Source organism: Enterobacter cloacae complex sp. 372C4, from assembly GCF_050030615.1.
Taxonomy (GTDB): Bacteria; Pseudomonadota; Gammaproteobacteria; order Enterobacterales; family Enterobacteriaceae; genus Enterobacter; species Enterobacter intestinihominis.
On record NZ_JBLGUQ010000001.1, the window covers coordinates 3,757,389 to 3,778,815 of the forward strand.

16 protein-coding genes, 1 tRNA gene and 1 other RNA gene are annotated in these 21,427 nt (G+C 53.4%); 9 read left to right on the plus strand and 9 right to left on the minus strand.

Annotated elements, in window-relative coordinates; translation table 11 throughout:
* Nucleotides 1–40 precede the first annotated feature (40 nt).
* Nucleotides 41–520, minus strand: a complete 480-nt coding sequence (locus ACQG11_RS18220; protein ID WP_426728650.1) for a hypothetical protein — start codon at nt 518–520, stop codon at nt 41–43.
* 620 nt (nt 521–1,140) lie between these two features.
* Here ACQG11_RS18220 and ACQG11_RS18225 point away from each other — a divergent pair.
* Nucleotides 1,141–1,881: a hypothetical protein gene (locus ACQG11_RS18225; RefSeq protein ID WP_426728651.1), complete on the plus strand. Its 741-nt coding sequence runs from the start codon at nt 1,141–1,143 to the stop codon at nt 1,879–1,881.
* A 942-nt stretch (nt 1,882–2,823) separates the two neighbouring features.
* On the opposite strand, the gene ACQG11_RS18230 is transcribed toward ACQG11_RS18225, so the two are convergent.
* The gene (locus ACQG11_RS18230) at nt 2,824–3,126 is read right to left on the minus strand and encodes a VOC family protein (protein WP_421767611.1); all 303 of its coding nucleotides are present in this window, start codon (nt 3,124–3,126) and stop codon (nt 2,824–2,826) included.
* Between the two features lie 278 nt (nt 3,127–3,404).
* The gene (locus ACQG11_RS18235) at nt 3,405–3,590 is read right to left on the minus strand and encodes a GNAT family N-acetyltransferase (RefSeq protein ID WP_421767612.1); all 186 of its coding nucleotides are present in this window, start codon (nt 3,588–3,590) and stop codon (nt 3,405–3,407) included.
* 502 nt (nt 3,591–4,092) lie between these two features.
* Here ACQG11_RS18235 and rutR point away from each other — a divergent pair.
* The gene (gene rutR, locus ACQG11_RS18240) at nt 4,093–4,731 is read left to right on the plus strand and encodes an HTH-type transcriptional regulator RutR (RefSeq protein ID WP_032624504.1); all 639 of its coding nucleotides are present in this window, start codon (nt 4,093–4,095) and stop codon (nt 4,729–4,731) included.
* Nucleotides 4,732–5,222: 491 nt separating this feature from the next.
* Here rutR and ACQG11_RS18245 read toward each other — a convergent pair whose 3' ends face one another.
* Together ACQG11_RS18245 and putA are read right to left on the minus strand one after the other, a co-directional pair.
* Complete coding sequence (locus ACQG11_RS18245; protein ID WP_038415806.1) at nt 5,223–5,615, minus strand: lysozyme inhibitor LprI family protein; 393 nt, start codon at nt 5,613–5,615, stop codon at nt 5,223–5,225.
* Nucleotides 5,616–5,716: 101 nt separating this feature from the next.
* The gene (putA, locus tag ACQG11_RS18250) at nt 5,717–9,679 is read right to left on the minus strand and encodes a trifunctional transcriptional regulator/proline dehydrogenase/L-glutamate gamma-semialdehyde dehydrogenase (protein WP_192970487.1); all 3,963 of its coding nucleotides are present in this window, start codon (nt 9,677–9,679) and stop codon (nt 5,717–5,719) included.
* A gap of 422 nt (nt 9,680–10,101) precedes the next feature.
* On the opposite strand from putA, the gene putP reads away from it, so the two are divergent.
* Together putP and ACQG11_RS18260 are read left to right on the plus strand one after the other, a co-directional pair.
* Nucleotides 10,102–11,610 (plus strand): sodium/proline symporter PutP, encoded by a 1,509-nt coding sequence (gene putP, locus ACQG11_RS18255; protein WP_022647686.1) that lies wholly within the window; start codon nt 10,102–10,104, stop codon nt 11,608–11,610.
* Between the two features lie 72 nt (nt 11,611–11,682).
* Entirely contained in the window at nt 11,683–12,102 is a 420-nt protein-coding gene (locus ACQG11_RS18260; protein WP_126502937.1) for a DUF3574 domain-containing protein, read from the plus strand.
* Nucleotides 12,103–12,184: 82 nt separating this feature from the next.
* Here ACQG11_RS18260 and ACQG11_RS18265 read toward each other — a convergent pair whose 3' ends face one another.
* Nucleotides 12,185–13,369 (minus strand): NupC/NupG family nucleoside CNT transporter, encoded by a 1,185-nt coding sequence (locus ACQG11_RS18265; protein ID WP_426728652.1) that lies wholly within the window; start codon nt 13,367–13,369, stop codon nt 12,185–12,187.
* Nucleotides 13,370–13,620: 251 nt separating this feature from the next.
* Between ACQG11_RS18265 and efeU the strand changes: the two genes are divergently transcribed.
* The 5 genes from efeU to ACQG11_RS18290 all read left to right on the plus strand — a co-directional run bounded on the left by efeU (nt 13,621) and on the right by ACQG11_RS18290 (nt 20,126).
* A complete protein-coding gene (efeU, locus tag ACQG11_RS18270) occupies nt 13,621–14,454 on the plus strand; it encodes an iron uptake transporter permease EfeU (protein WP_032624499.1) in 834 nt (277 codons plus the stop codon).
* A 41-nt stretch (nt 14,455–14,495) separates the two neighbouring features.
* The gene (gene efeO, locus ACQG11_RS18275; RefSeq protein ID WP_022647690.1) at nt 14,496–15,623 is read left to right on the plus strand and encodes an iron uptake system protein EfeO; all 1,128 of its coding nucleotides are present in this window, start codon (nt 14,496–14,498) and stop codon (nt 15,621–15,623) included.
* Nucleotides 15,624–15,626: 3 nt separating this feature from the next.
* Complete coding sequence (gene efeB / locus ACQG11_RS18280; protein ID WP_426728653.1) at nt 15,627–16,910, plus strand: iron uptake transporter deferrochelatase/peroxidase subunit; 1,284 nt, start codon at nt 15,627–15,629, stop codon at nt 16,908–16,910.
* A gap of 499 nt (nt 16,911–17,409) precedes the next feature.
* On the plus strand, nt 17,410–18,201 hold the full coding sequence (phoH, locus tag ACQG11_RS18285; protein WP_017384762.1) for a phosphate starvation-inducible protein PhoH: 792 nt from the start codon (nt 17,410–17,412) through the stop codon (nt 18,199–18,201).
* Between the two features lie 419 nt (nt 18,202–18,620).
* Nucleotides 18,621–20,126 (plus strand): alanine/glycine:cation symporter family protein, encoded by a 1,506-nt coding sequence (locus ACQG11_RS18290; RefSeq protein ID WP_022647693.1) that lies wholly within the window; start codon nt 18,621–18,623, stop codon nt 20,124–20,126.
* Nucleotides 20,127–20,339: 213 nt separating this feature from the next.
* On the opposite strand, the gene ACQG11_RS18295 is transcribed toward ACQG11_RS18290, so the two are convergent.
* The 3 genes from ACQG11_RS18295 to ACQG11_RS18305 all read right to left on the minus strand — a co-directional run bounded on the left by ACQG11_RS18295 (nt 20,340) and on the right by ACQG11_RS18305 (nt 21,425).
* Nucleotides 20,340–20,477: non-coding RNA, RtT sRNA (locus ACQG11_RS18295), on the minus strand.
* Between the two features lie 45 nt (nt 20,478–20,522).
* A tRNA-Ser gene (locus tag ACQG11_RS18300) sits at nt 20,523–20,610 on the minus strand.
* Nucleotides 20,611–20,747: 137 nt separating this feature from the next.
* Nucleotides 20,748–21,425 (minus strand): isochorismatase family protein, encoded by a 678-nt coding sequence (locus ACQG11_RS18305; RefSeq protein ID WP_003858068.1) that lies wholly within the window; start codon nt 21,423–21,425, stop codon nt 20,748–20,750.
* Nucleotides 21,426–21,427 lie beyond the last annotated feature (2 nt).

A 21,427-nucleotide genomic window follows, 5' to 3' on the forward strand; every position in this document is an offset into this window, starting at 1 on the left:
ATGAGGGCCGCACCCGTGGCAGGATAAAAGGTGTTGTTATTCAATCTATCCAGGGTACAGATTCTCCAATATAAGTGTGTGTGCAGCAGCGGCAAGTCACCTTAACATCCTTTATCGTGATTGAAGTATTTACCTCTTGCAGAATTCCATTCTCATCAACAAACAGACCCGGATAAAAACTGCTTTCGCCAATGCAGAATAAATCTCTTCGCTGATGCTCATGTAGCGCGACCAACCAGAATACAGGCTCGGTGGTATCAAGACGTCCACATACTTCGCTGAATATTTCATTCCACGATTTGCCAATCTTTTTGATCAGAAAATAAAACAATGGTGTGTAGTCTCGGCCATGCTTCTGTCCGCCATGTATTGACTCGCGCTTGGCCAGTAGTTCATCCCCGACTCTTTTACGATTACGTTCCCAGCAATATTCAGCACCTGGATTATTAGAATGGTGCCGCGTAGTCGTGTTGACGCTGCAATACAGTTTACGAGGCTTATTCTGTTTATGAGGACGCATAATTCGATCCCGTGCATCCTTTATTCTATGAGTTAGTAACTCCTGCCGGAGCTAGATTTAATAGTTGGAGACTGCATAAAAAATTGCCGTGTTTAAAGGTAATTTCATTTTGCTGAAATACCCTCCCATTGACAACAACTAAAAGCCCGCTGCTGGCTGTGAATTCAACGGTTCGGAGCAATCACCAGCTTGGACGTTCAGGTTGTTCTGTCCAATTTCAGGTAATGGGAAATTCACCATGTAAATATATTTCACAAATCCATGTATCATGTGTATGAATTGTTTTCATGACCTGTTTCTTCTATAATTTGTGCCAGGACATAAACATCAAACATAATTTAGGTCGCAAAGATATGTATAAATGCCTCAGGTTGCCTTTTGACAAAGTAAAAATCGACAGAATGTGTGATGAGAAAGGTAACAATGCCTCATACGTAAGAATCACCTACAATGAGTTCTACTATTATTTAAGTTACTACGATCTGAGACCAGTCACACCAAATTTTAATTCCATTGAATGCATTCCCAAAAACAGCGATCTTTATATCATTGTATATAAAATATCACCTAATAGCTATAGGATATGCTGGCTAGGAGATTGCGATTGCATCGAGTTCAGAATGATGGACACTGAAAGAAATCGTGGTAAATCTGCATGTTTAGCTGTATTGCTTGGTCTGATTTTATGTACACTTTCTATAGGTGCGTATTACTCATCTAGCACAGATATATTTGTATGTTATGTCCCATTTTTATTACTAAGTTTGTTTGGTTTTATCCTGACACTCCTTAATTTTTGTCATACATACTCAGATGAATTCCTTCAATTTCGAGATTTGATGCGAAAAAACCTTATGCAAGAAAAAGATTTATTTTCCTCTGTTACAAACTTATCAAAAAGTTGCCAGCATAAACAAGATTATGAGCTAAACCTAAGATTACCTAAGGAACTCAACCGAAGAATAGTTACAATAGACTCTGTATACCGGGAGAGAAGAAAAGTAACTGTATACGAGCCCAATACTGGTTCAGATTTGTCTTATAGTACAAGTTATACAAAATGCATGGTGAATATGGTTTGTGATGGAGAAAAATTTACATTTGAGTATAAGGAGGCTTCTGGTGATCCAGCTCCATTTATTGCAAAGGGCGATAAAACCAAACTATATTGGTATGGACCGGAACACGAAGTAATTCCTAGTGATCGCGAAGATATTACCTATGGAACACGACTTATCTGTTTACATAATATAACAACGGATAACTTTTATGAAAGTCGCATGTGTAATGAACCGGGTAATGTTTTCAAACTATCGCAGAAGGGAGGACGGGATATTTATAACCACTACTCGCAATGTTGATTAAAAAATCATCTATCATGCGATCCCACTAGATGCACTCCCAATAAGAGCTGGATGCAGCCATCGAGCCGCACCAGCCGTCTTTTCTTCACTCTTTTAATTCTCCGCAATCACTTGGACATACAGCATTTTATATCCACTGGGACTGATAACATATCAGTTCAAAAATATCCTATATAAAACAACTGCAACTAAAAAAATAAATGCTGCTAGTGAGCTTTTCCCAAGACCGGACTCGTATTTTAAAACCATAAAAACCATAAAAACCAAAAGAAGAAAAGCCAGAGCAGGCAGTCTCCATACCACAAAAAACACCGTTAATTTTGGCATAATTGATAATACATCACTGATCCTTTCATTGTAATATCTGCTTCCTCGGGATGCTCAGACTGTTCTCTCTATATCCGTCAGGGCATGGGAGGCATTTAACGACGAAACTCCCGCAGCGTTAGCGAGGACAAAAAATGAGCTACGACTTCAGCCATAATAATCCCCCATACTGCAAAACTGGGTTTTCTACCGTGGTGCTTCGTGGGCCAATTTTCTGGGATTCAGACCCGGAACGCGCCATTTCAGCAATATTTCAGACCAGTTTTGTTGTAATCTAAAGCAGTCAGCTCTCGATCTTCCAGGATAAGTATCGCCTGTGTCCTTTTCCGTGTCACCCTGACAAACAGAAAGTTCCGTCCATTTATGTAAAATAACAGCCGATACACCTTCAGAAATCACGGTAGTTGACCGGCTGCTATGAGCAGAGGAACGGAAATACAGGAAATGATGTAAGCGCTTTTCATGATACAGAGAAAGTAATTATGCCAAACGCATTAATTGACCAACGCTTTTACTGAACTGATATCACCCGTCAGACGATCCTGCCTGAATATTTGCGCAGGATCGTCTATCAGCATTGGGGAAGTATATTAGCGACTATCGCGTCTCGTGTTAAACCGCCTCTATATTGTACCCATCAGGATCAAGGATGAACGCGGCGTAATATCCAGGGTGATAATGGGGCCTGTAACCCGGCGCACCATTATCTTTTCCACCTGCCTGGAGGGCGACACGGTGGAATGCCTCAACATCCTCTTTGTTTTTTGCATTGAAGGCAAGATGCATTCGGGGTGTGGAAGGAGTTCCCTGTGTTAACCAGAACGCACCGCCAGGATCTTGCCCTTCATCGAGTTGGGCGGGACCAAAACCTACCGCCTTGCCCGGCCAAGACTGGCAAGAACATTTGTGTAACATTACTTACTGTCTTCAAGATTTATGACGTTGAATCCGGTGTGGTCAATCATTTTTTACTCTCGTCAGCAAAGAAGAATAACAGTAAAACATTAAACCATCGGGTGAGGTTGGATTTGGTATAAGAATTGGTGATTGCGTCTGTTCTTTACCTGTGTGAAACGATCACTCCCAGAGCTGGTATGTTTGTTCTCTATTGATTCTTGCGCTGATATTTGTAAGGTCCACTCCTGACACGATGCAGCCAGCACCGATGGTCCGCTGTGAGCGAAAATCGGACGTTATATACACATCCCCATTATCTTGAGTATGCTCCGCTGTGAATCTGTTTCGAAAACGATGTCGCTGATGTATTGTATTCCCTGCTTTTTATAGAATCTATGAGCATGTTCGCTTTGCTCGAGAACCTCCAACCATAAAAATTTTTTTCCATCACTTCGGGCAAGATCTATGACTTTTTTAAACATTAATTGACCGTAATGCTGATTCGTTTTAGTTGGGGCAAGGTAGAGTTTGTCAAGAAGAACACCACTAATGTCTGTATTAGTGATAGTCGCTTGCCATGTCAGCTTCGCAAAACTAATCCGATGATCTATTTCCGCTATATACCAGCTTATGTTTTGTCATTAATATTCTGCTCAATAACAGGAAGAGAATATTCACATTCCAAATAATTATACAATCCTGATTCTGACTGCCACATATGCTTAAAGTGCGCTGGATAGATGCGATAGCCAAGCTCTTTTAGTAATACTGAATCGGCTAATGTTGCTTGTCGTATGACTAAAGGCATGGGAAAAGCCCTTACTTAACGAGAAAAAAGTGATATCAAATTTGTAATATAAGTGGGCTGTTAAGTCTACCTGTCCGTACATTTTCCTTTTTGATTTGGTGCAGCCCCGCTCCCCAAAATGTCGAGAGAAAGCAGGGCTTTTGCTATGCTATGGCAAACCAATAAGGAGAGCGAAAATGACACAAGGCGCAGTGAAAACACCCGGTAAACGTTCGCAGGCGGTGAGCGCCAAGAAACAGGCGATCCTCAGCGCTGCGCTGGAGACATTTTCGCAGTTTGGTATTCACGGTACGCGCCTTGAGCAGGTGGCGGAGCAGGCCGGGGTGTCCAAGACCAATCTGCTCTACTACTACCCGTCGAAAGAGGCGCTATATGTGGCGGTGATGCAGCAGATCCTGGATATCTGGCTCGCACCGCTTAAAGCATTTCGCGAAGAGCTGGCCCCGCTGGTGGCGATAGAGGAGTACATACGCCTGAAGCTGGAGGTATCGCGTGATTATCCCCAGGCATCGAGGCTGTTTTGTCTGGAGATGTTACAGGGCGCGCCGCTGTTGCAGGCGGAGCTGACGGGAGATCTAAAGCAGCTGGTGGACGAAAAATCGGCCATTATTGCCGGATGGGTCGCCAGCGGAAAACTGGCGCCCGTCGATCCGCATCATCTGATCTTCATGATTTGGGCCTCAACCCAGCACTACGCTGACTTCGCGGTCCAGGTCGAGGCGGTAACCGGTAAAACGCTCCAGGACGAGGCGTTTTTCCAGAGCACCCTGGAAAACGTGCAGCGGATGATTATCGAAGGGATCCGTGTGCGCTAATTTCCCTCACCCTAACCCTCTCCCGCGGGGCTGAGGGATCCCCAGTAATTTTTTTATGCAGAAGCAATAAAGTTGCTTTCTAAATGACTGAGGGCTGTCAGCGATGCCCTGGTCCGGCTGTAAATCGCTGAGGCGTTTGCCTTCCGGCCGGGGCGAGGCGCAGGGATGCGCCGAGAGGGCGGCTTTACAGGGACGTTGCCTCCGCCCGTACCCGATAAGCCGGAAGGAATAAGCCGAGGGCACCGCGAAGCGGCGATTTTCCGCCGGGAGCCCGGGTCGCCAGGGTGGTGGCGACTGAGCCACCCTGGCACGTTCACCGGTCATGTCGTTACAGAGTAGCAAGGAACATAAAGTGAACGGAATGACCACCACCGCCGTATGTTCCCCTCACCCTAACCCTCTCCCCGGAGGGGCGAGGGGATTGCTCAGTGCTCGCATTAATTTGTGGGGAACCCTCAGCCCTGTGGGAGAGGGAATAGTTCAGTGCCGCGTCAGCCCGGCGGGAGGGGACAGCTTAAGTCGCCCTCTTCACACTGCATCAGCGTGGCCAGAAACGCTTCGCGCTCCACGGTTTTTTCCGCCAGACACTGGTTCACAATCATTGGCTGAACGCTCCCGCCTTCCGTACCCGAACCGATAAACGCACAGTCCGCGTCGCGCAGGCTGATCCACGCCTGCTGCGCCTTTTTCAGCAGATCGCGCTGAGGTGCAGCCGCACGTTTGATGGCGGCCTGATAGGTCTCGTTGAGCTTTTTATCGGCGGCCTGGTACTGCTGCGCGCTACAGGTGTTCAGTTCGAGCTGGGTGGTCGCGTTGTTGCACTCGTCGGCAAGCGCGCTGGCGCTCATGAGCAGGGCTGCACCTGCGAGAAATACTCTTTTCATCATCCCCTCCATGTAAAAAAGCCGGATGCGCTGTGCTTATCCGGCCTGCGGCTGTTATATAGCCCCGGTAAGCGTAGCGTCACCGGGGAGAGTTTACACGATTAACCGATTGTCATCAGGCTGGCGTTACCGCCTGCCGCCGCGGTGTTGACGCTGAGCGAGCGCTCCACGTACAGACGCTCCAGCAGCAGGTTGGTTTCCCCGCGCGCAAAGCCCTGCACGGAAACGATGGCACCGCTGCGGGCCGCAACCTGCTCACACAGTTCGCGCAGCTGGTCGGAATCACCGTGGTAGATCACCGCGTCAAACGGCTGGGTCAGCAGGGCATCGGCCTTCGCAAAGCGAATGCGAGCCGAGACCGCTTTTGGCAACTGTTTGGCGAGGTCGCGATGCAGCGCATCTTCCGGCCACAGCACCTCACAGCCCGTTGCTGTAGCGGCTGCCAGCTGCACCAGCGCGTCCTGCTCGTTATCGGCCACGCACAGTACGCGCTCGCGCGGCATCAGCGTCCAGGTGTTGCGCTCACCGGTTGGACCCGGCAGCAGGCGCTGGGTACCGGCCTGCGCCAGCTCGCCGTACTGCTGCGCAATTGCACGCAGTTCAGGGCGGTTTTCTGCCCACTTAATCAGCGCGTCCAGCGGCTGGGTCAGCACGGCTTTCACCTGCGCATCCACCGGATAGTCCGCGTCCTGACGCGCCAGCGTCACGCCCAGCGCATTTTCCGGACGGTTTGCCAGCAGACGGTACAGATAGAGCGGACCGCCCGCTTTCGGGCCGGTGCCGGAGAGGCCTTCGCCGCCGAACGGCTGCACGCCCACGACTGCGCCGACCATATTACGGTTGACGTACAGGTTGCCGACTTTAGCATTGCCGGTCACCTGGGCAATGGTTTCGTCGATACGGGTATGCACGCCGAGCGTCAGGCCGTAACCCGAGGCGTTGATCTGATCGATCAGCTCGTTGAGGTTGTTACGGTTGTAGCGCACAACGTGCAGTACCGGGCCGAAGACCTCTTTTTTCAGCTCGTCGAAGCTTGCCAGCTCAATCAGCGTTGGCGGCACGAAGGTGCCGGTCTGCCACTCGCGGGCATCTTCGCTGTTCTCACGCACCGCCTGGAACACCGGACGGCCTTTGGCACGCATGGTCTGAATGTGGTTTTCGATGTTGGCTTTGGCTTCCGCGTCGATCACCGGCCCGATATCGGTGGTGAGACGGCCCGGGTTGCCCATGCGGCATTCCGCCATCGCACCGCGCAGCATCTTCAGCGTGTGGTCAGCCACGTCATCCTGTAAGCACAGCACGCGCAGGGCGGAACAGCGTTGACCCGCGCTGTCGAAGGCAGAGGCCAGCACGTCAACGACGACCTGCTCAGTGAGCGCGGAGGAGTCCACGATCATGGCGTTCATGCCGCCGGTTTCAGCGATCAGCGGCGTTGGACGGCCCTGCGCATCCAGACGGGTGGCGATGTTGCGTTGCAGCAGGGAGGCTACTTCGGTCGAACCGGTAAACATCACGCCGCGCACGCGGTTATCGGAGGTCAGTTTGGCACCCACCGTTTCACCGCGCCCCGGCAACAGTTGCACCACGCCCGCCGGTACGCCCGCTTCCAGCAAAATGTTAATGCCCTGAGCGGCAATCAGCGGAGTCTGCTCTGCCGGTTTTGCCAGCACGCTGTTGCCTGCGGCAAGGGCCGCGGCAATCTGGCCGGTGAAGATTGCCAGCGGGAAGTTCCACGGGCTGATACAGACCACCGGGCCGAGCGGACGGTGCGTTTCGTTGTCGAAATCATCACGCACCTGACCGGCGTAGTAGTGCAGGAAGTCGACCGCCTCACGCACTTCGGCGATGGCGTTGCTGAAGGTTTTACCCGCTTCACGCACCAGAATGCCGATAAGCTGCTGCATCTGATCTTCCATCAGCACCGCCGCGCGTTCCAGAATGGCGGCACGCTCCTGCGGCGGGGTGGCAAACCAGATTGGCGCGTTGTTCACCGCGCTCTCCAAAGCCTGATCCACTTCCGCTTCTGTGGCTTCGCGCACGTAGCCGACGATATCCTTCGGCTCTGCCGGGTTGATCACCGGCTGCATTTCACCGTCTTCAACGGACTGCTCAAGGATCGGTTTGGCCTGCCACTTCTGCAATGCGCTGTTAAGCAGGGCAGAAGAGAGCGACGCCAGACGGTGTTCGTTGGCGAGATCCAGACCCGCCGAGTTGACGCGGCCTGCACCATACAGCTCGCGCGGCAGGGCAATCTTCGGATGCGGCAGACCAATCTGGCCTTCCTGCGCCGCCATCTTCTCTACGGCCTGTACCGGATCGGCCACCAGTTCGTCCAGCGGCAGGGTGGTATCGGCGATGCGGTTAACGAAGGAGGTGTTCGCCCCGTTCTCCAGCAGACGACGCACCAGGTAGGCCAGCAGGGTTTCGTGAGTACCTACCGGGGCATAAATACGGCACGGACGGTTCAGCTTGCCGTCGGCCACTTTACCGGTCACCTGCTCGTACAGCGGTTCACCCATGCCGTGCAGACACTGGAACTCGTACTGGCCCGGATAGTAGTTCTGACCCGCCAGGCTGTAGATCGCCGCCAGGGTGTGGGCGTTGTGGGTGGCGAACTGCGGATAAATCAGGTTCGGCACGCCGAGCAGTTTTTTCGCGCAGGCGAGGTAAGAGACGTCGGTGTAGACCTTGCGGGTATAGACCGGATAGCCTTCCAGTCCTTCCATCTGGGCGCGTTTGATTTCGCTGTCCCAGTAGGCACCCTTCACCAGACGGATCATCAGGCGGCGACGGCTGCGGCTGGCCAGGTCAATCAGGTAGTCAATGACGAACGGGCAGCGTTTCTGGTAGGCCTGGATAACGAAACCAATCCCGTTCCAGCCCGCCAGCTCCGGCTCGAAGCACAGTTTTTCCAGCAGATCGAGGGAGATCTCCAGACGATCCGCCTCTTCGGCGTCGATGTTGATGCCGATGTCATACTGGCGCGCCAGCAGGGTCAGGGACTTCAGGCGCGGGTAGAGTTCTTCCATCACCCGGTCGTACTGCGCGCGGCTGTAGCGCGGGTGCAGAGCGGAAAGCTTGATAGAGATGCCTGGCCCTTCATAAATACCGCGACCGTTGGACGCTTTACCGATGGCGTGGATCGCCTGCTGGTAAGAGACCATGTAGGCCTGCGCGTCGGCGGCGGTCAGCGCCGCTTCGCCCAGCATGTCGTAGGAGTAGCGGAAGCCTTTGTCTTCCAGCTTGCGGGCGTTCGCCAGCGCTTCGGCAATGGTTTCCCCGGTGACGAACTGCTCGCCCATCAGGCGCATCGCCATGTCCACACCCTTGCGGATCAGTGGCTCGCCGCTCTTGCCGATAATACGGTTCAGGGAACGCGACAGGTTGGCTTCGTTATGGGTGGAGACCAGCTTGCCGGTAAACAGCAGGCCCCAGGTGGCGGCGTTCACGAACAGGGACGGACTGCGGCCAATGTGGGAGTGCCAGTTGCCGTTGCTGATTTTGTCGCGGATCAGGGCATCGCGGGTGGCTTTATCTGGGATACGCAGCAGCGCTTCCGCCAGACACATCAGCGCCACGCCTTCCTGCGAGGAGAGGGAGAACTCCTGCAACAGACCCTGCACCATGCCGGCGCGTCCGCTGGCGGTTTTCTGATTACGCAGCTTGTCGGCGAGCTGATACGCCAGGCTGTGCGCCTGAGCGGCAACGGCTTCCGGCAGGCGCGCCTGCTCCAGCAGCATCGGCACGGCGTCGGTTTCGGCACGGCGATAGGCGCCGGTAATGGCGGCGCGGCTGACGGACTGCGGCAGGATCTGCTCGGCAAATTCCAGGAACGGCTGGTGGTTCTCATCAGCGGCCGTCGCGGCCTCTTCGCCTTCGTTCGCAGCGCCCGCCAGCAGGGCAGGCAGCTCCGGCAGACCTTCTTCACTCTCCAGTCTTTCCAGATAGTTAAAAATCGCCTGCTTGATTAACCAGTGCGGCGTGCGGTCGATACGGGTCGCAGCGGTTTTAATCCGTTCGCGGGTAGCGTCATCCAGCTTAACCCCCATGGTGGTCATCCCCATGCCAAAACTCCTGTTGTTCTGTAATAGCGTTCTGTTGATAGCGTGAAATATCCACCATGTTGCAACTTTGTGCAACCGTGTTAAATGTGACCTGGTCTGCAAGCTGGAAAATGAATGGATTGTTAACGATTAGTTAGCTGTGAAAAAGAACGCGCGGCGGTTTCTGAGCCCAGTTTTTATGCGGTGCTTAACACTTTTTAAAGGTGCAACCCATAAAAGCGTGAGCGAGTGCAACCTATAGGAAAGACGTATAAAACCAGGGATGAAATTCATGTAAATGCAGTGTTAAATCGTTTGTCAGTGGGATGCGTATACGGCAGGATAGCGCGCCCAACGGAAACACATACACACATCACTACGTTCCGGTGATGACATAACAAGGCAGCCCGGACGGCTGTCGCTCGACATTTTGGAGAATTTGAATGGCTATTAGCACACCGATGCTGGTGACATTTCTCGTTTATATTTTTGGCATGATCCTGATAGGGTTTTTGGCATGGCGTTCCACTAAAAACTTTGACGACTACATCCTCGGCGGGCGCAGCTTGGGCCCGATGGTCACCGCACTCTCAGCGGGCGCATCCGACATGAGCGGCTGGCTGCTGATGGGGCTGCCGGGTGCGATTTTCATCTCCGGTATCTCCGAAAGCTGGATCGCCATCGGCCTGACCGTTGGCGCATGGATCAACTGGAAGCTGGTAGCAGGCCGTCTGCGTGTGCATACCGAAGCCAACAACAACGCCCTGACGCTGCCGGATTACTTCACCGGACGCTTTGAAGATAACAGCCGCATATTGCGTATTATCTCTGCGGTGGTGATCCTGCTGTTCTTCACCATCTACTGTGCCTCCGGCATTGTGGCGGGCGCGCGTCTGTTCGAAAGCACCTTCGGCATGAGCTATGAAACGGCGCTGTGGGCCGGTGCGGCCGCGACCATCCTCTATACCTTCGTGGGCGGATTCCTGGCGGTAAGCTGGACCGATACCGTGCAGGCGAGTCTGATGATTTTCGCCCTGATCCTGACCCCGATAATTGTGATCTTTACCGTCGGCGGCTTTGGTGAATCGCTGGAAGTGATCAAGCAGAAGAGCATCGAAAACGTCGATATGCTGAAAGGGCTGAACTTCGTGGCCATCGTCTCCCTGATGGGCTGGGGCCTGGGCTACTTCGGTCAGCCGCACATTCTGGCGCGCTTTATGGCGGCGGATTCTCACCACACCATCGTTCACGCGCGTCGCATCAGCATGACGTGGATGATCCTGTGTCTGGCGGGGGCGTGCGCGGTCGGTTTCTTCGGTATCGCCTACTTCAACAACAACCCGGCGCAGGCGGGCGCGGTGAACCAGAACGCCGAGCGCGTGTTCATCGAGCTGGCGCAGATCCTGTTCAACCCGTGGATTGCCGGTATCCTGCTCTCCGCGATCCTGGCGGCAGTCATGTCCACCCTGAGCTGTCAGCTGCTGGTGTGCTCCAGTGCCATCACCGAAGACCTCTACAAAGCGTTCCTGCGTAAGGGCGCGAGCCAGAAAGAGCTGGTGTGGGTAGGGCGTTTTATGGTGCTGCTGGTGGCGCTGGTGGCGATTGCGCTGGCGGCTAACCCGGAAAACCGCGTGCTGGGGCTGGTGAGCTACGCGTGGGCGGGCTTTGGCGCCGCATTTGGTCCGGTGGTGCTGTTCTCCGTTCTGTGGTCACGCATGACCCGCAACGGCGCGCTGGCGGGGATGATCATCGGTGCGGTTACCGTTATCGTCTGGAAACAGTTCGCGTGGCTGGGCCTGTACGAAATTATCCCGGGCTTCATCTTCGGCAGCCTCGGTATTGTGGTGTTTAGCCTGCTGGGTAAAGCGCCGTCTGCATCTATGCAGAAGCGCTTTGCGGAAGCGGATGCGCATTACCACTCAGCGCCGCCGTCTAAGCTCCAGGCTGAGTAATTTCCCTCTCACCCTAACCCTCTCCCCGGTGGGGAGAGGGGATAGTCCTTTCACCTATGTGAGTCTTCATCAATGAGAATTAAAACAGGGCTAATGGTGGCAGCATGCGTGATGCTGGCGGGCTGTAACGCACCCGCGCAGCATGCGGCGGTGGAAACCTGCAAAGCAGAAAATCAGATGCAGCAAACCACGCTCTATTTCGGCTTAAACCGTCCTGCCGGGGCGCAAATCACAGGCAACGAATGGCAGCAGTTTGTCGACCAGGACGTGACGCCGCGCTTTCGCGATGGCTTAACGGTATTTGATGCCCGCGGTCAGTGGCTGGGTAACGACGGCAAGGTGGCGCGCGAGCCGAGCAAGGCGCTGATGCTGATCCACGGCAAAGACGCGCAGAGCGAGAAAAACATCGAGGCTTTACGCGGTATTTATAAATCCCGCTTCGCACAGGAGTCGGTGATGCGGGTCGACCAGCCGGTGTGCTTACAGTTTTAATAAAAAACGGCGGGAAATCCCGCCGTTGTTGTATCGTAGGCCCGTGCAAGCGAAGCGCCGCCGGGCATTAACCGCACAAAACTTACAACACCAACCCCGCAAAGCTCGCCGACAGCAAACTCACCAGCGTTGCCCCGTATACCAGGCGTAAACCAAACCGCGACACCACATTACCCTGTTGCTCGTTCAGGCCTTTTATTGCCCCCGCCACAATACCAATGGAGGCAAAGTTAGCGAACGACACCAGGAACACTGACAAAATCCCCAGTCCGCGCGGTGACATTTGGTGGGCTATTTTTTGCAGCTCGATCATCGCCACAAATTCATTCGCCACCAGTTTGGTTGCCATAATACTGCCCGCGCTTAAGGCATCGCTCAGCGGAATACCAATAAGCCACGCCAGCGGATAAAACACGTAACCCAGAATCTGCTGGAAGCTCAGGCCAAATACGCTGGAGAAGAGGGCATTAACGGCGCTAATAAGGGCGATAAAGCCAATCAGCATCGCCAGAATAATCATCGCCACCTTAAAACCGGCCAGAATATATTCGCCCAGTATTTCAAAGAAGCTCTGGGATTCATGCAGCTTTTCCAGTTTGATATCGGGTTCGGCTTCCGGGCGGGCCGGGTTAATGACCGAAAGGATAATAAAGGTGCTGAACATGTTCAGGATCAGTGCCGCGACGACAAATCTGGCGTCGAGCATGGTCATATAGGCACCGACAATCGACAGCGAAACCGTCGACATCGCCGTTGCAGCCATCGTAAACAGGCGGCGCGAGGAGAGATCGCCCAACACGCCCTTGTAGGCAATGAAGTTTTCCGACTGACCGAGTATCAGTGAGCTCACCGCGTTAAAGGATTCCAGCTTGCCCATGCCGTTCAGTTTTGACAGCAGCGTCCCGATAACCCGAATAAAGATCGGCAGAATACGCCAGTGCTGCAGAATACCAATCAGCGCCGAGATAAAAATAATGGGGCAGAGCACGCCAAGGAAAATGAACGCCAGCCCTTTTTCACCCATCCCGCCAAAGACAAAATTCGTCCCTTCGGCAGCGAATTTAAGCAGTGACTCAAAGAAACCGGAGACATGTTTAATAATGAACAGGCCGCTTTCTGCATGCAGAAAAAAGAATGCCAGCGCGATTTCAATCACGATCAGCTGTAAAACGAAACGAATGCGAATTTTTCGGCGGTCGAAACTCACCAGCCAGGCGAGCGCAAGAATAATCACCAGCGCCAGCAGGAAATGGACAATTTTAAACATGGTTTATTTTCAGTTGGTTTTCGAGGCGGACATTTAGCCACAGCCCCGGTTAACCGTAAATGGGCATTTTCGTTATACCTTATAAACGCAACGGTTACTCAGGCAATTATTATTCCGCAATGCGTTTACATCTGGTCATCAAAACTCCACATATTTCGCTTGTTTTTCTTGTGGCCGTAATGATAATCACTATCACAAGAATTTACCTTTCTTTGCATCAGTTGACCGCGATAAACATTTAAGGTGTCTGCATGTTTGTTCCTTTTCTCATTATGTTACGTGAAGGCCTTGAAGCGGCCCTGATTGTTAGCCTTATCGCCAGTTATCTGAAGCGCACCCAGCGTGGACGCTGGATCGGCGTGATGTGGGTTGGCGTCTTCCTGGCCGCGGCGCTCTGCCTGGGGCTGGGTATTCTTATCAACGAAACCACCGGTGAATTTCCTCAGAAAGAGCAAGAGCTTTTTGAAGGCATTGTTGCCGTAATAGCGGTGGTGATCCTCACCTGGATGGTGTTCTGGATGCGCAAGGTCTCCCGTAACGTGAAGGTACAGCTGGAGCAGGCGGTGGATAACGCCCTGCAAAAAGGCAACCAACACGGCTGGGCGCTGATCATGATGGTTTTTTTCGCCGTGGCGCGTGAAGGCCTGGAGTCAGTGTTCTTCCTGCTCGCGGCTTTTCAGCAGGACGTGGGCATCTGGCCGCCGCTGGGCGCGATGCTTGGGCTGGCCACGGCGGTTGTGCTTGGCTTCCTGCTCTACTGGGGCGGCATTCGTCTTAACTTGGGCGCGTTCTTCAAGTGGACCAGCCTGTTTATTTTGCTGGTGGCCGCGGGGCTGGCGGCAGGGGCGATCCGCGCCTTCCACGAAGCGGGCCTGTGGAACCACTTCCAGGACGTGGCGTTCGATCTCAGCAACGTCCTGTCGACCCATTCACTGACCGGTACCCTGCTCGAAGGGATCTTCGGCTACCAGGAAACGCCGAGCGTCAGCGAGGTGGCGATGTACTTTATCTATCTTATTCCGGCGCTGGTGCTGTTCTTCATGCCATCGCGCCCCAGCGCTCAGCCGTCGCGTACTGCGCCGTGAAGCGCTTTGTTTAGTTACAACATACTTTAAAGGGAAGAGACATGGCTATTCAATTCCGTCGTAGCGCGTTACAGGTTGGTGTGGCAGCGCTGTTCGCGTCTGCCTTCGCCGCTCAGGCAGCAGATATTCCGCAGGTAAAAGTCACCGTCAACGATAAACAGTGCGAGCCGATGACCATCACGGTTAACAGCGGTAAAACCCAGTTTATTATTCAGAACCACAGCCAGAAGGCGCTGGAGTGGGAGATCCTGAAAGGCGTGATGGTGGTGGAAGAGCGTGAAAATATCGCGCCTGGCTTCAGCCAGAAAATGACCGCAAATCTTCAGCCGGGGGAATATGACATGACCTGCGGCCTGCTGACTAACCCGAAAGGTAAGCTGATCGTCAAAGGCGCAGCGACGGCGGACGCGGCCAAAGGCACCGCGCTGCTGAGCCTCGGCGACGCCATTACCGCCTATAAAGCCTACGTCACCAAAGAGACGGCTGACCTGGTGGCAGGCACCAAAGCCTTTACCGACGCGGTGAAAGCGGGCGATATCGAAAAAGCGAAATCTCTGTATGCGCCTACACGTCAGCACTACGAGCGCATCGAGCCGATTGCCGAGCTGTTCTCTGACCTCGATGGCAGCATTGACGCCCGCGAAGATGACTACGAGCAGAAGGCCGCCGATCCGAAATTCACCGGCTTCCACCGCCTGGAAAAAGCCCTGTTTGGCGATAGCTCCACCAAAGGGATGGAGAAATACGCCGATCAGCTCAACAGCGACGTGCTGGAACTGCAAAAACGCATCAGCGAGCTGGCCTTCCCGCCGTCGAAAGTGGTGGGGGGTGCTGCGGGTCTGATTGAAGAAGTGGCCGCGAGCAAAATCAGCGGCGAAGAAGATCGCTACAGCCACACCGACCTGTGGGACTTCCAGGCAAACGTCGACGGCGCACAGAAAATTGTCGATCTGCTGCGGCCCCAGCTGCAAAAAGAGAACGGCGAACTGCTGGCGAAAGTGGATGCCAACTTTAAGAAAGTTGACGCCATCCTGGCGAAATACCGTACCAAAGACGGGTTCGAAACCTACGACAAGCTGACCGATGCTGACCGTAACGCGCTGAAAGGCCCGATTACGACGCTGGCGGAAGATCTCTCCCTGCTGCGTGGCGTTCTGGGTCTGGACTAAGCGATGAACAAGCATGATGAGTACGACGTGGCGGAACCTTCCCGACGTCGGTTGTTAAAAGGGGTAGGGGCGCTGGGCGGCGTGTTTGCCCTGGCGGGCGGCTGTCCGGTGGCGCATGCGGCAAAACCGCAAAGTGCCCCCGGCACGCTCTCCCCGGATGCGCGTATGGAAACGCAGCCATTTTATGGTGAGCACCAGGCAGGAATCCTGACGCCGCAGCAGGCCTCGATGATGCTGGTGGCTTTCGATTCGCTGGCGAGTGATAAGGCTGACCTTGAGCGTCTGTTCAGGCTGTTGACCACGCGCATTGCCTTCCTTACGGCGGGCGGTCCGGCACCGGAAACACCGAATCCGCGCCTGCCGCCGATGGATTCCGGGATCCTCGGGGCGTTTATCGCTCCCGATAATCTGACCATCACCGTGTCGGTGGGGGAATCGCTGTTTGATGATCGCTACGGTCTGGCGAAGCAGAAGCCGAAAGCGCTGCAAAAAATGACGCGATTCCCGAATGACTCTCTCGACGCGGCGTTGTGCCACGGCGATCTGCTGTTGCAGATCTGCGCCAATACCCAGGATACGGTGATCCACGCCCTGCGCGATATCATCAAGCACACCCCGGATCTGCTCAGCGTGCGCTGGAAGCGGGAAGGTTTTATCTCAGACCACGCCGCGCGCAGTAAAGGGAAAGAGACGCCGGTCAACCTGCTGGGCTTCAAAGACGGTACCGCCAACCCGGACAGCAGCAATACCGTGTTGATGAAAAACGTGGTCTGGGTGACGGCGGATCAGGGCGAACCGGCCTGGGCGGTGGGTGGCAGCTATCAGGCGGTGCGTATCATTCAGTTCCACGTGGAGTTCTGGGACCGCACGCCGCTGAAAGAGCAGCAGACGATCTTCGGCCGCGATAAGCAAACCGGCGCACCGCTCGGCATGAAGCACGAGCACAATGAACCCGACTACGCCCGCGATCCGAACGGAGATGTTATCGCGCTGGACAGCCATATTCGTCTCGCTAATCCTCGCACCAAAGAGACCCAGTCCAGCCTGATGATGCGCAGGGGCTACAGCTACTCGTTGGGGGTGACCAATTCCGGTCAGCTTGATATGGGACTGCTGTTTGTCTGCTATCAGCACGATCTGGAGAAAGGGTTCCTCACCGTGCAGAAGCGGCTCAACGGCGAAGCGCTGGAGGAGTACATCAAGCCCATCGGCGGCGGCTATTTCTTTGCCCTGCCCGGCGCGCGTGACGCGAAGACCTGGCTCGCTCAGGGTCTGATAGAAGCCTGATAATCGTCCCTGCGACAGTTCGCGGGGACATTATTTTTCCATATGACTATCTTGTTGTTATATTTCTGTAATATTCATATATGAGACTGATTCCGCTGCAGGAGCAGTCTTAAAGGTTGCATCTAGGTAAAATAAATGTTGCATTTATGATAATTCCTGATGTACTTAAGATAAGACAGCGGTAGTTCCCGGCAGTGATATTGACTCACTATGGAGATCGCGAATGGTTGCGTCCTGTACTGGACAAGGTAAACACATCAACCGCAGCACCCGGCGCGGAGGCTCAGACTCCGGCAGCGATTTCCTCACCACAAAATTCTCCCCTCCACCTCTAAATACGATTTCTACCGACGTGCATAACGGTGCGCGTAGCCGTTCTGTATCGTCATCCGGTAATGCAAGCAATGGCTTACAAGGAAGCCAACCCTCTGATGTTCGTGCGCATAATCGTGCCGATGCTGGCGCGTGTGATGAATACCAACAACTCAAGGTGCTATCCATGGGAAGACAGAAAGCAGTGATCAAAGCTCGTCGCGAAGCAAAACGTGTGCTGAGACGGGATTCACGTAGCCATAAACAGCGTGAAGAAGAATCGGTCACCTCGCTTGTGCAGATGAGCGGCGTAGAATCCATTGGCATGGCGCGGGACAGCCGCGATGCATCGCCAATAGTGGCGCGGAATGAAGCTCAGGCGCACTACCTGAATGCTATCGAGAGTAAACAGCTCATCTTTGCAACCGGGGAAGCCGGATGCGGGAAAACCTGGATCAGTGCCGCCAAAGCGGCGGAGGCGCTGATTCATAAGGACGTGGAAAGGATCATCGTTACCCGTCCGGTACTGCAAGCGGATGAAGATCTGGGCTTCCTGCCTGGCGATATTTCTGAGAAGTTTGCCCCGTACTTCAGGCCCGTCTATGACGTGCTGGTGAAGCGGTTGGGCGCTTCCTTTATGCAGTACTGCCTGCGACCAGAGATTGGCAAGGTGGAAATCGCGCCGTTCGCCTATATGCGCGGACGTACATTTGAAAATGCGGTCGTTATTCTTGACGAGGCTCAGAACGTGACCGCTGCGCAAATGAAGATGTTTTTAACGCGCCTCGGGGAGAACGTGACGGTTATCGTCAACGGCGATATTACCCAGTGTGACCTGCCGTCGGGCGTGAAGTCTGGCCTGAGCGATGCTATGTCACGTTTTGAGGAAGATGAGATGATAGGGGTGGTCCGCTTCACAAAAGAGGACTGCGTCCGCTCAGCGCTGTGTCAACGAACGCTGGAAGTGTACTCCGACTAAGATCATTTCACATTTTAAGTCATTTCTTCCCGGCGTCATGCCGGGAAGCTTCTTTTATTCCCTCTGTTCGCATGGCTTTTTTTAAATCATATTTATTTCCTATAGCATTCAACGGCATTTACGCACCGTTTTGCGGTAATAATAATATTACTGTTAATTTGCTGCGAACGCTTTTTATACAGTTAGAAAAAATGTGATATGTATTTACAATACCCACAAAATACCTGTGAATATAATGATCGCGCTAATTGTTAGGTGAAAATTAAACGTGAATGTTGTCACAGAACATGACTAAGCAGTAAAAATTAAGTTGGTGTCTTTTGGGTAATTATCTATGTTTCGTACTTGTTCAAATTAAATTCTAAGAAGAAACACACCAGGGGATCGTTTCCTCTGGAACATCACGCTGAGGGTCATACATGAACGAACTGGTTAGTGCAATTAACGGTGTTATCTGGAGCCCTGCGTTAATATTTTTATGTCTGGGTGTCGGTCTCTATTTCTCACTGCGTAGTCGTTTTCTGCAATTACGTCATATAAAACATATGATTACCCTGATGTTTCAGGGCGGGGCTACCGATGCCGGCGTATCATCGTTTCAGGCGTTGACGATGACGCTGGCGGGCCGCGTAGGGACAGGGAATATCGCCGGTGTGGCGACCGCCATTACCTTTGGTGGCCCCGGTGCGCTTTTCTGGATGTGGGTAGTGGCATTTTTAGGCGCCAGCTCTGCTTTTGTTGAATCCACGTTAGGTCAGGTTTATAAAGAAAAAATTAACGGCGAATATCGTGGGGGACCTGCCTTTTATATTGAAAAAGGGTTGGGGGTGAAGTGGTACGCATGGTTATTTGCTATTGTGACCATTTTCTCCTGCGGTTTATTACTTCCGGGCGTACAGGCAAACTCAATTGCCGCCAGCCTGGATATTGCCTTCGGTCTTAACCCAAACGTTACGGCGGCAATACTGGCTGTACTGTTAAGCTTCATTATTTTCGGTGGTGTAAAAAGGATCGCCAGCTTTAGCAGTATGGTCGTTCCGTTTATGGCGCTCGGCTATATTATTGTTGCCTGCGTTATTATCGCGATCAATATTGAAAAACTGCCTGCTGTTATCCTGCTGATCTGGAAAAGTGCTTTTGGCCTTGAAGCGGGATTTGGCGCTATTCTGGGCCAGGCTATCATGTGGGGCGTTAAACGCGGTGTCTATTCCAACGAGGCGGCGCAGGGCACCGGGCCACATGCCTCCTCGGCAGCAGCCGTAAGTCATCCGGTGAAACAAGGGCTGGTTCAGGCGTTCTCCGTATATATCGACACGCTGTTTGTCTGCTCCGCGACCGGGTTTATGCTGTTGATCACCGGGCTTTATAATGTTCAGGGCGTCGACGGCGCAGCCCTTTATACCGGTATTGCAGGCGTGGCGGCGGGTCCTGGCTATGTGCAGACAGCGATGGAAAGTATGATGCCGGGCTTTGGTAATTACTTTGTCGCCATCGCGCTATTCTTCTTTGCCTTCACCACCATCATTGCCTATTACTATATCGCTGAAACCAATATCGCCTACATCAACCGTAAAATTCACCGTCCGTGGCTGACATTCCTGCTTAAATTATGTCTGATGGCTTCCACGGTATATGGCACAATCCGCACCGCGGATCTGGCATGGGGATTAGGGGATATCGGGGTAGGGCTGATGGCCTGGCTCAACATTATTGCCATTGTCCTCTTGCATAAAAAAGCCTTTGCCAGCCTGAAGGATTATGAAACCCAGAATGCGCAGGGAATTGATCCACAGTTTGATCCGGTTCGGCTTGGGATTAAAAATGCGGATTACTGGCTGGGGGAGCGCAGAGATGAAGAGGGGGGATTGCCGGGGCAGGTTTCTTCTCCTGAAGGAAAGCAGCCGGCGGGGAAGTTGAATAACTAAGGAATAGTTTAAAACGGGCCCGTGCTTATGCGCGGGCTTTTTTTATGGGTGAGGCGGTATCACCCGCACCGGCGGGGATTGACTCGCTTCGCTCTCAGTCTGTCCAACTGGCTGCGCCAGTTGTCGAACCCCGGTCGGGGGTTCTCATCCCCCCGCAGACGTGCAACATGCGAAAAAAAAGCCCGCATTTTCATGCGAGCTCTTCTTCAAATATGGCGGTGAGGGGGGGATTGACTCGCTTCGCTCGCCCTGCGGGCAGCCTGTTCGCTATGCTCTCAGTCTGTCCAACTGGCTGCCGCCAGTTGTCGAACCCCAGTCGGGGGTTCTCATCCCCCCCTTTTCGGAGAATATAAAAGAAAAAAGCCCGTACTTTCGTACGAGCTCTCATCTTAAATATGGCGGTGAGGGGGGGATTCGAACCCCCGATACGTTGCCGTATACACACTTTCCAGGCGTGCTCCTTCAGCCACTCGGACACCTCACCATATTGTTTTGCTGCCTGACCGCTTGGGGGGCAACGGGGCGCTACTATAGGGAGTTGCGCGAAAGCGGTCAAGCAGATTTTCTGCATTCGTGCCTGTTCGGTTAAGCCTTAATCAGCTTATGGCGCACCGCGCAGGATCAACGCTGCGAATCGAGCACTTCGCTGTTTTTCACGACGTCCTGCGCTTTGCTGTAACTTTCGATCAGCAGCTGGTAGGCAGGGAAGATGTGTGTGTACACCTCTGCCCATTCTCCCGCATCTTCACGGTTCCACGTGCGCTGGATCTCTGAGGCCACTGCCGCTGTGTCCATCGGTACCACGCCTGCCTGCACCACGCGCGCCAGGGTGATCTCTTGCGCCATTTTGCTGTAGGTGCCGGAGGCATCAATCACCGCAAACACTTTATATCCGTCCGCCACCGCGCTGATGGACGGGAAGGCCATGCAAACGCTGGTAATCGTCCCCGCGATAATCAGCGTTTTGCGTCCGGTGGCTTTCACCGCCGCCACGAACTCCGGATTATCCCAGGCGTTGATTTCACCCTTGCGTGCCACATACTGTGCGTGCGGCGCATTGGCGTGGATCTCCGGGATAAGCGGGCCGTTCGGTCCCTGTGGAACCGATGCCGTGGTGATCACCGGGATCTTCGCCAGCGAGGCGATCTTTGCCAGCGCTGCTGCACGAGCGCGCAGCTCAGGCATTGGCATGTCTCCAACAGTCTGGAACAATCCGCTCTGGTGATCGATAAGCAGCATAACGGCATCATTGACGTCAATAACGGGACGTGCACCGTTGAAGTTTGCAGGGGTAGACATAA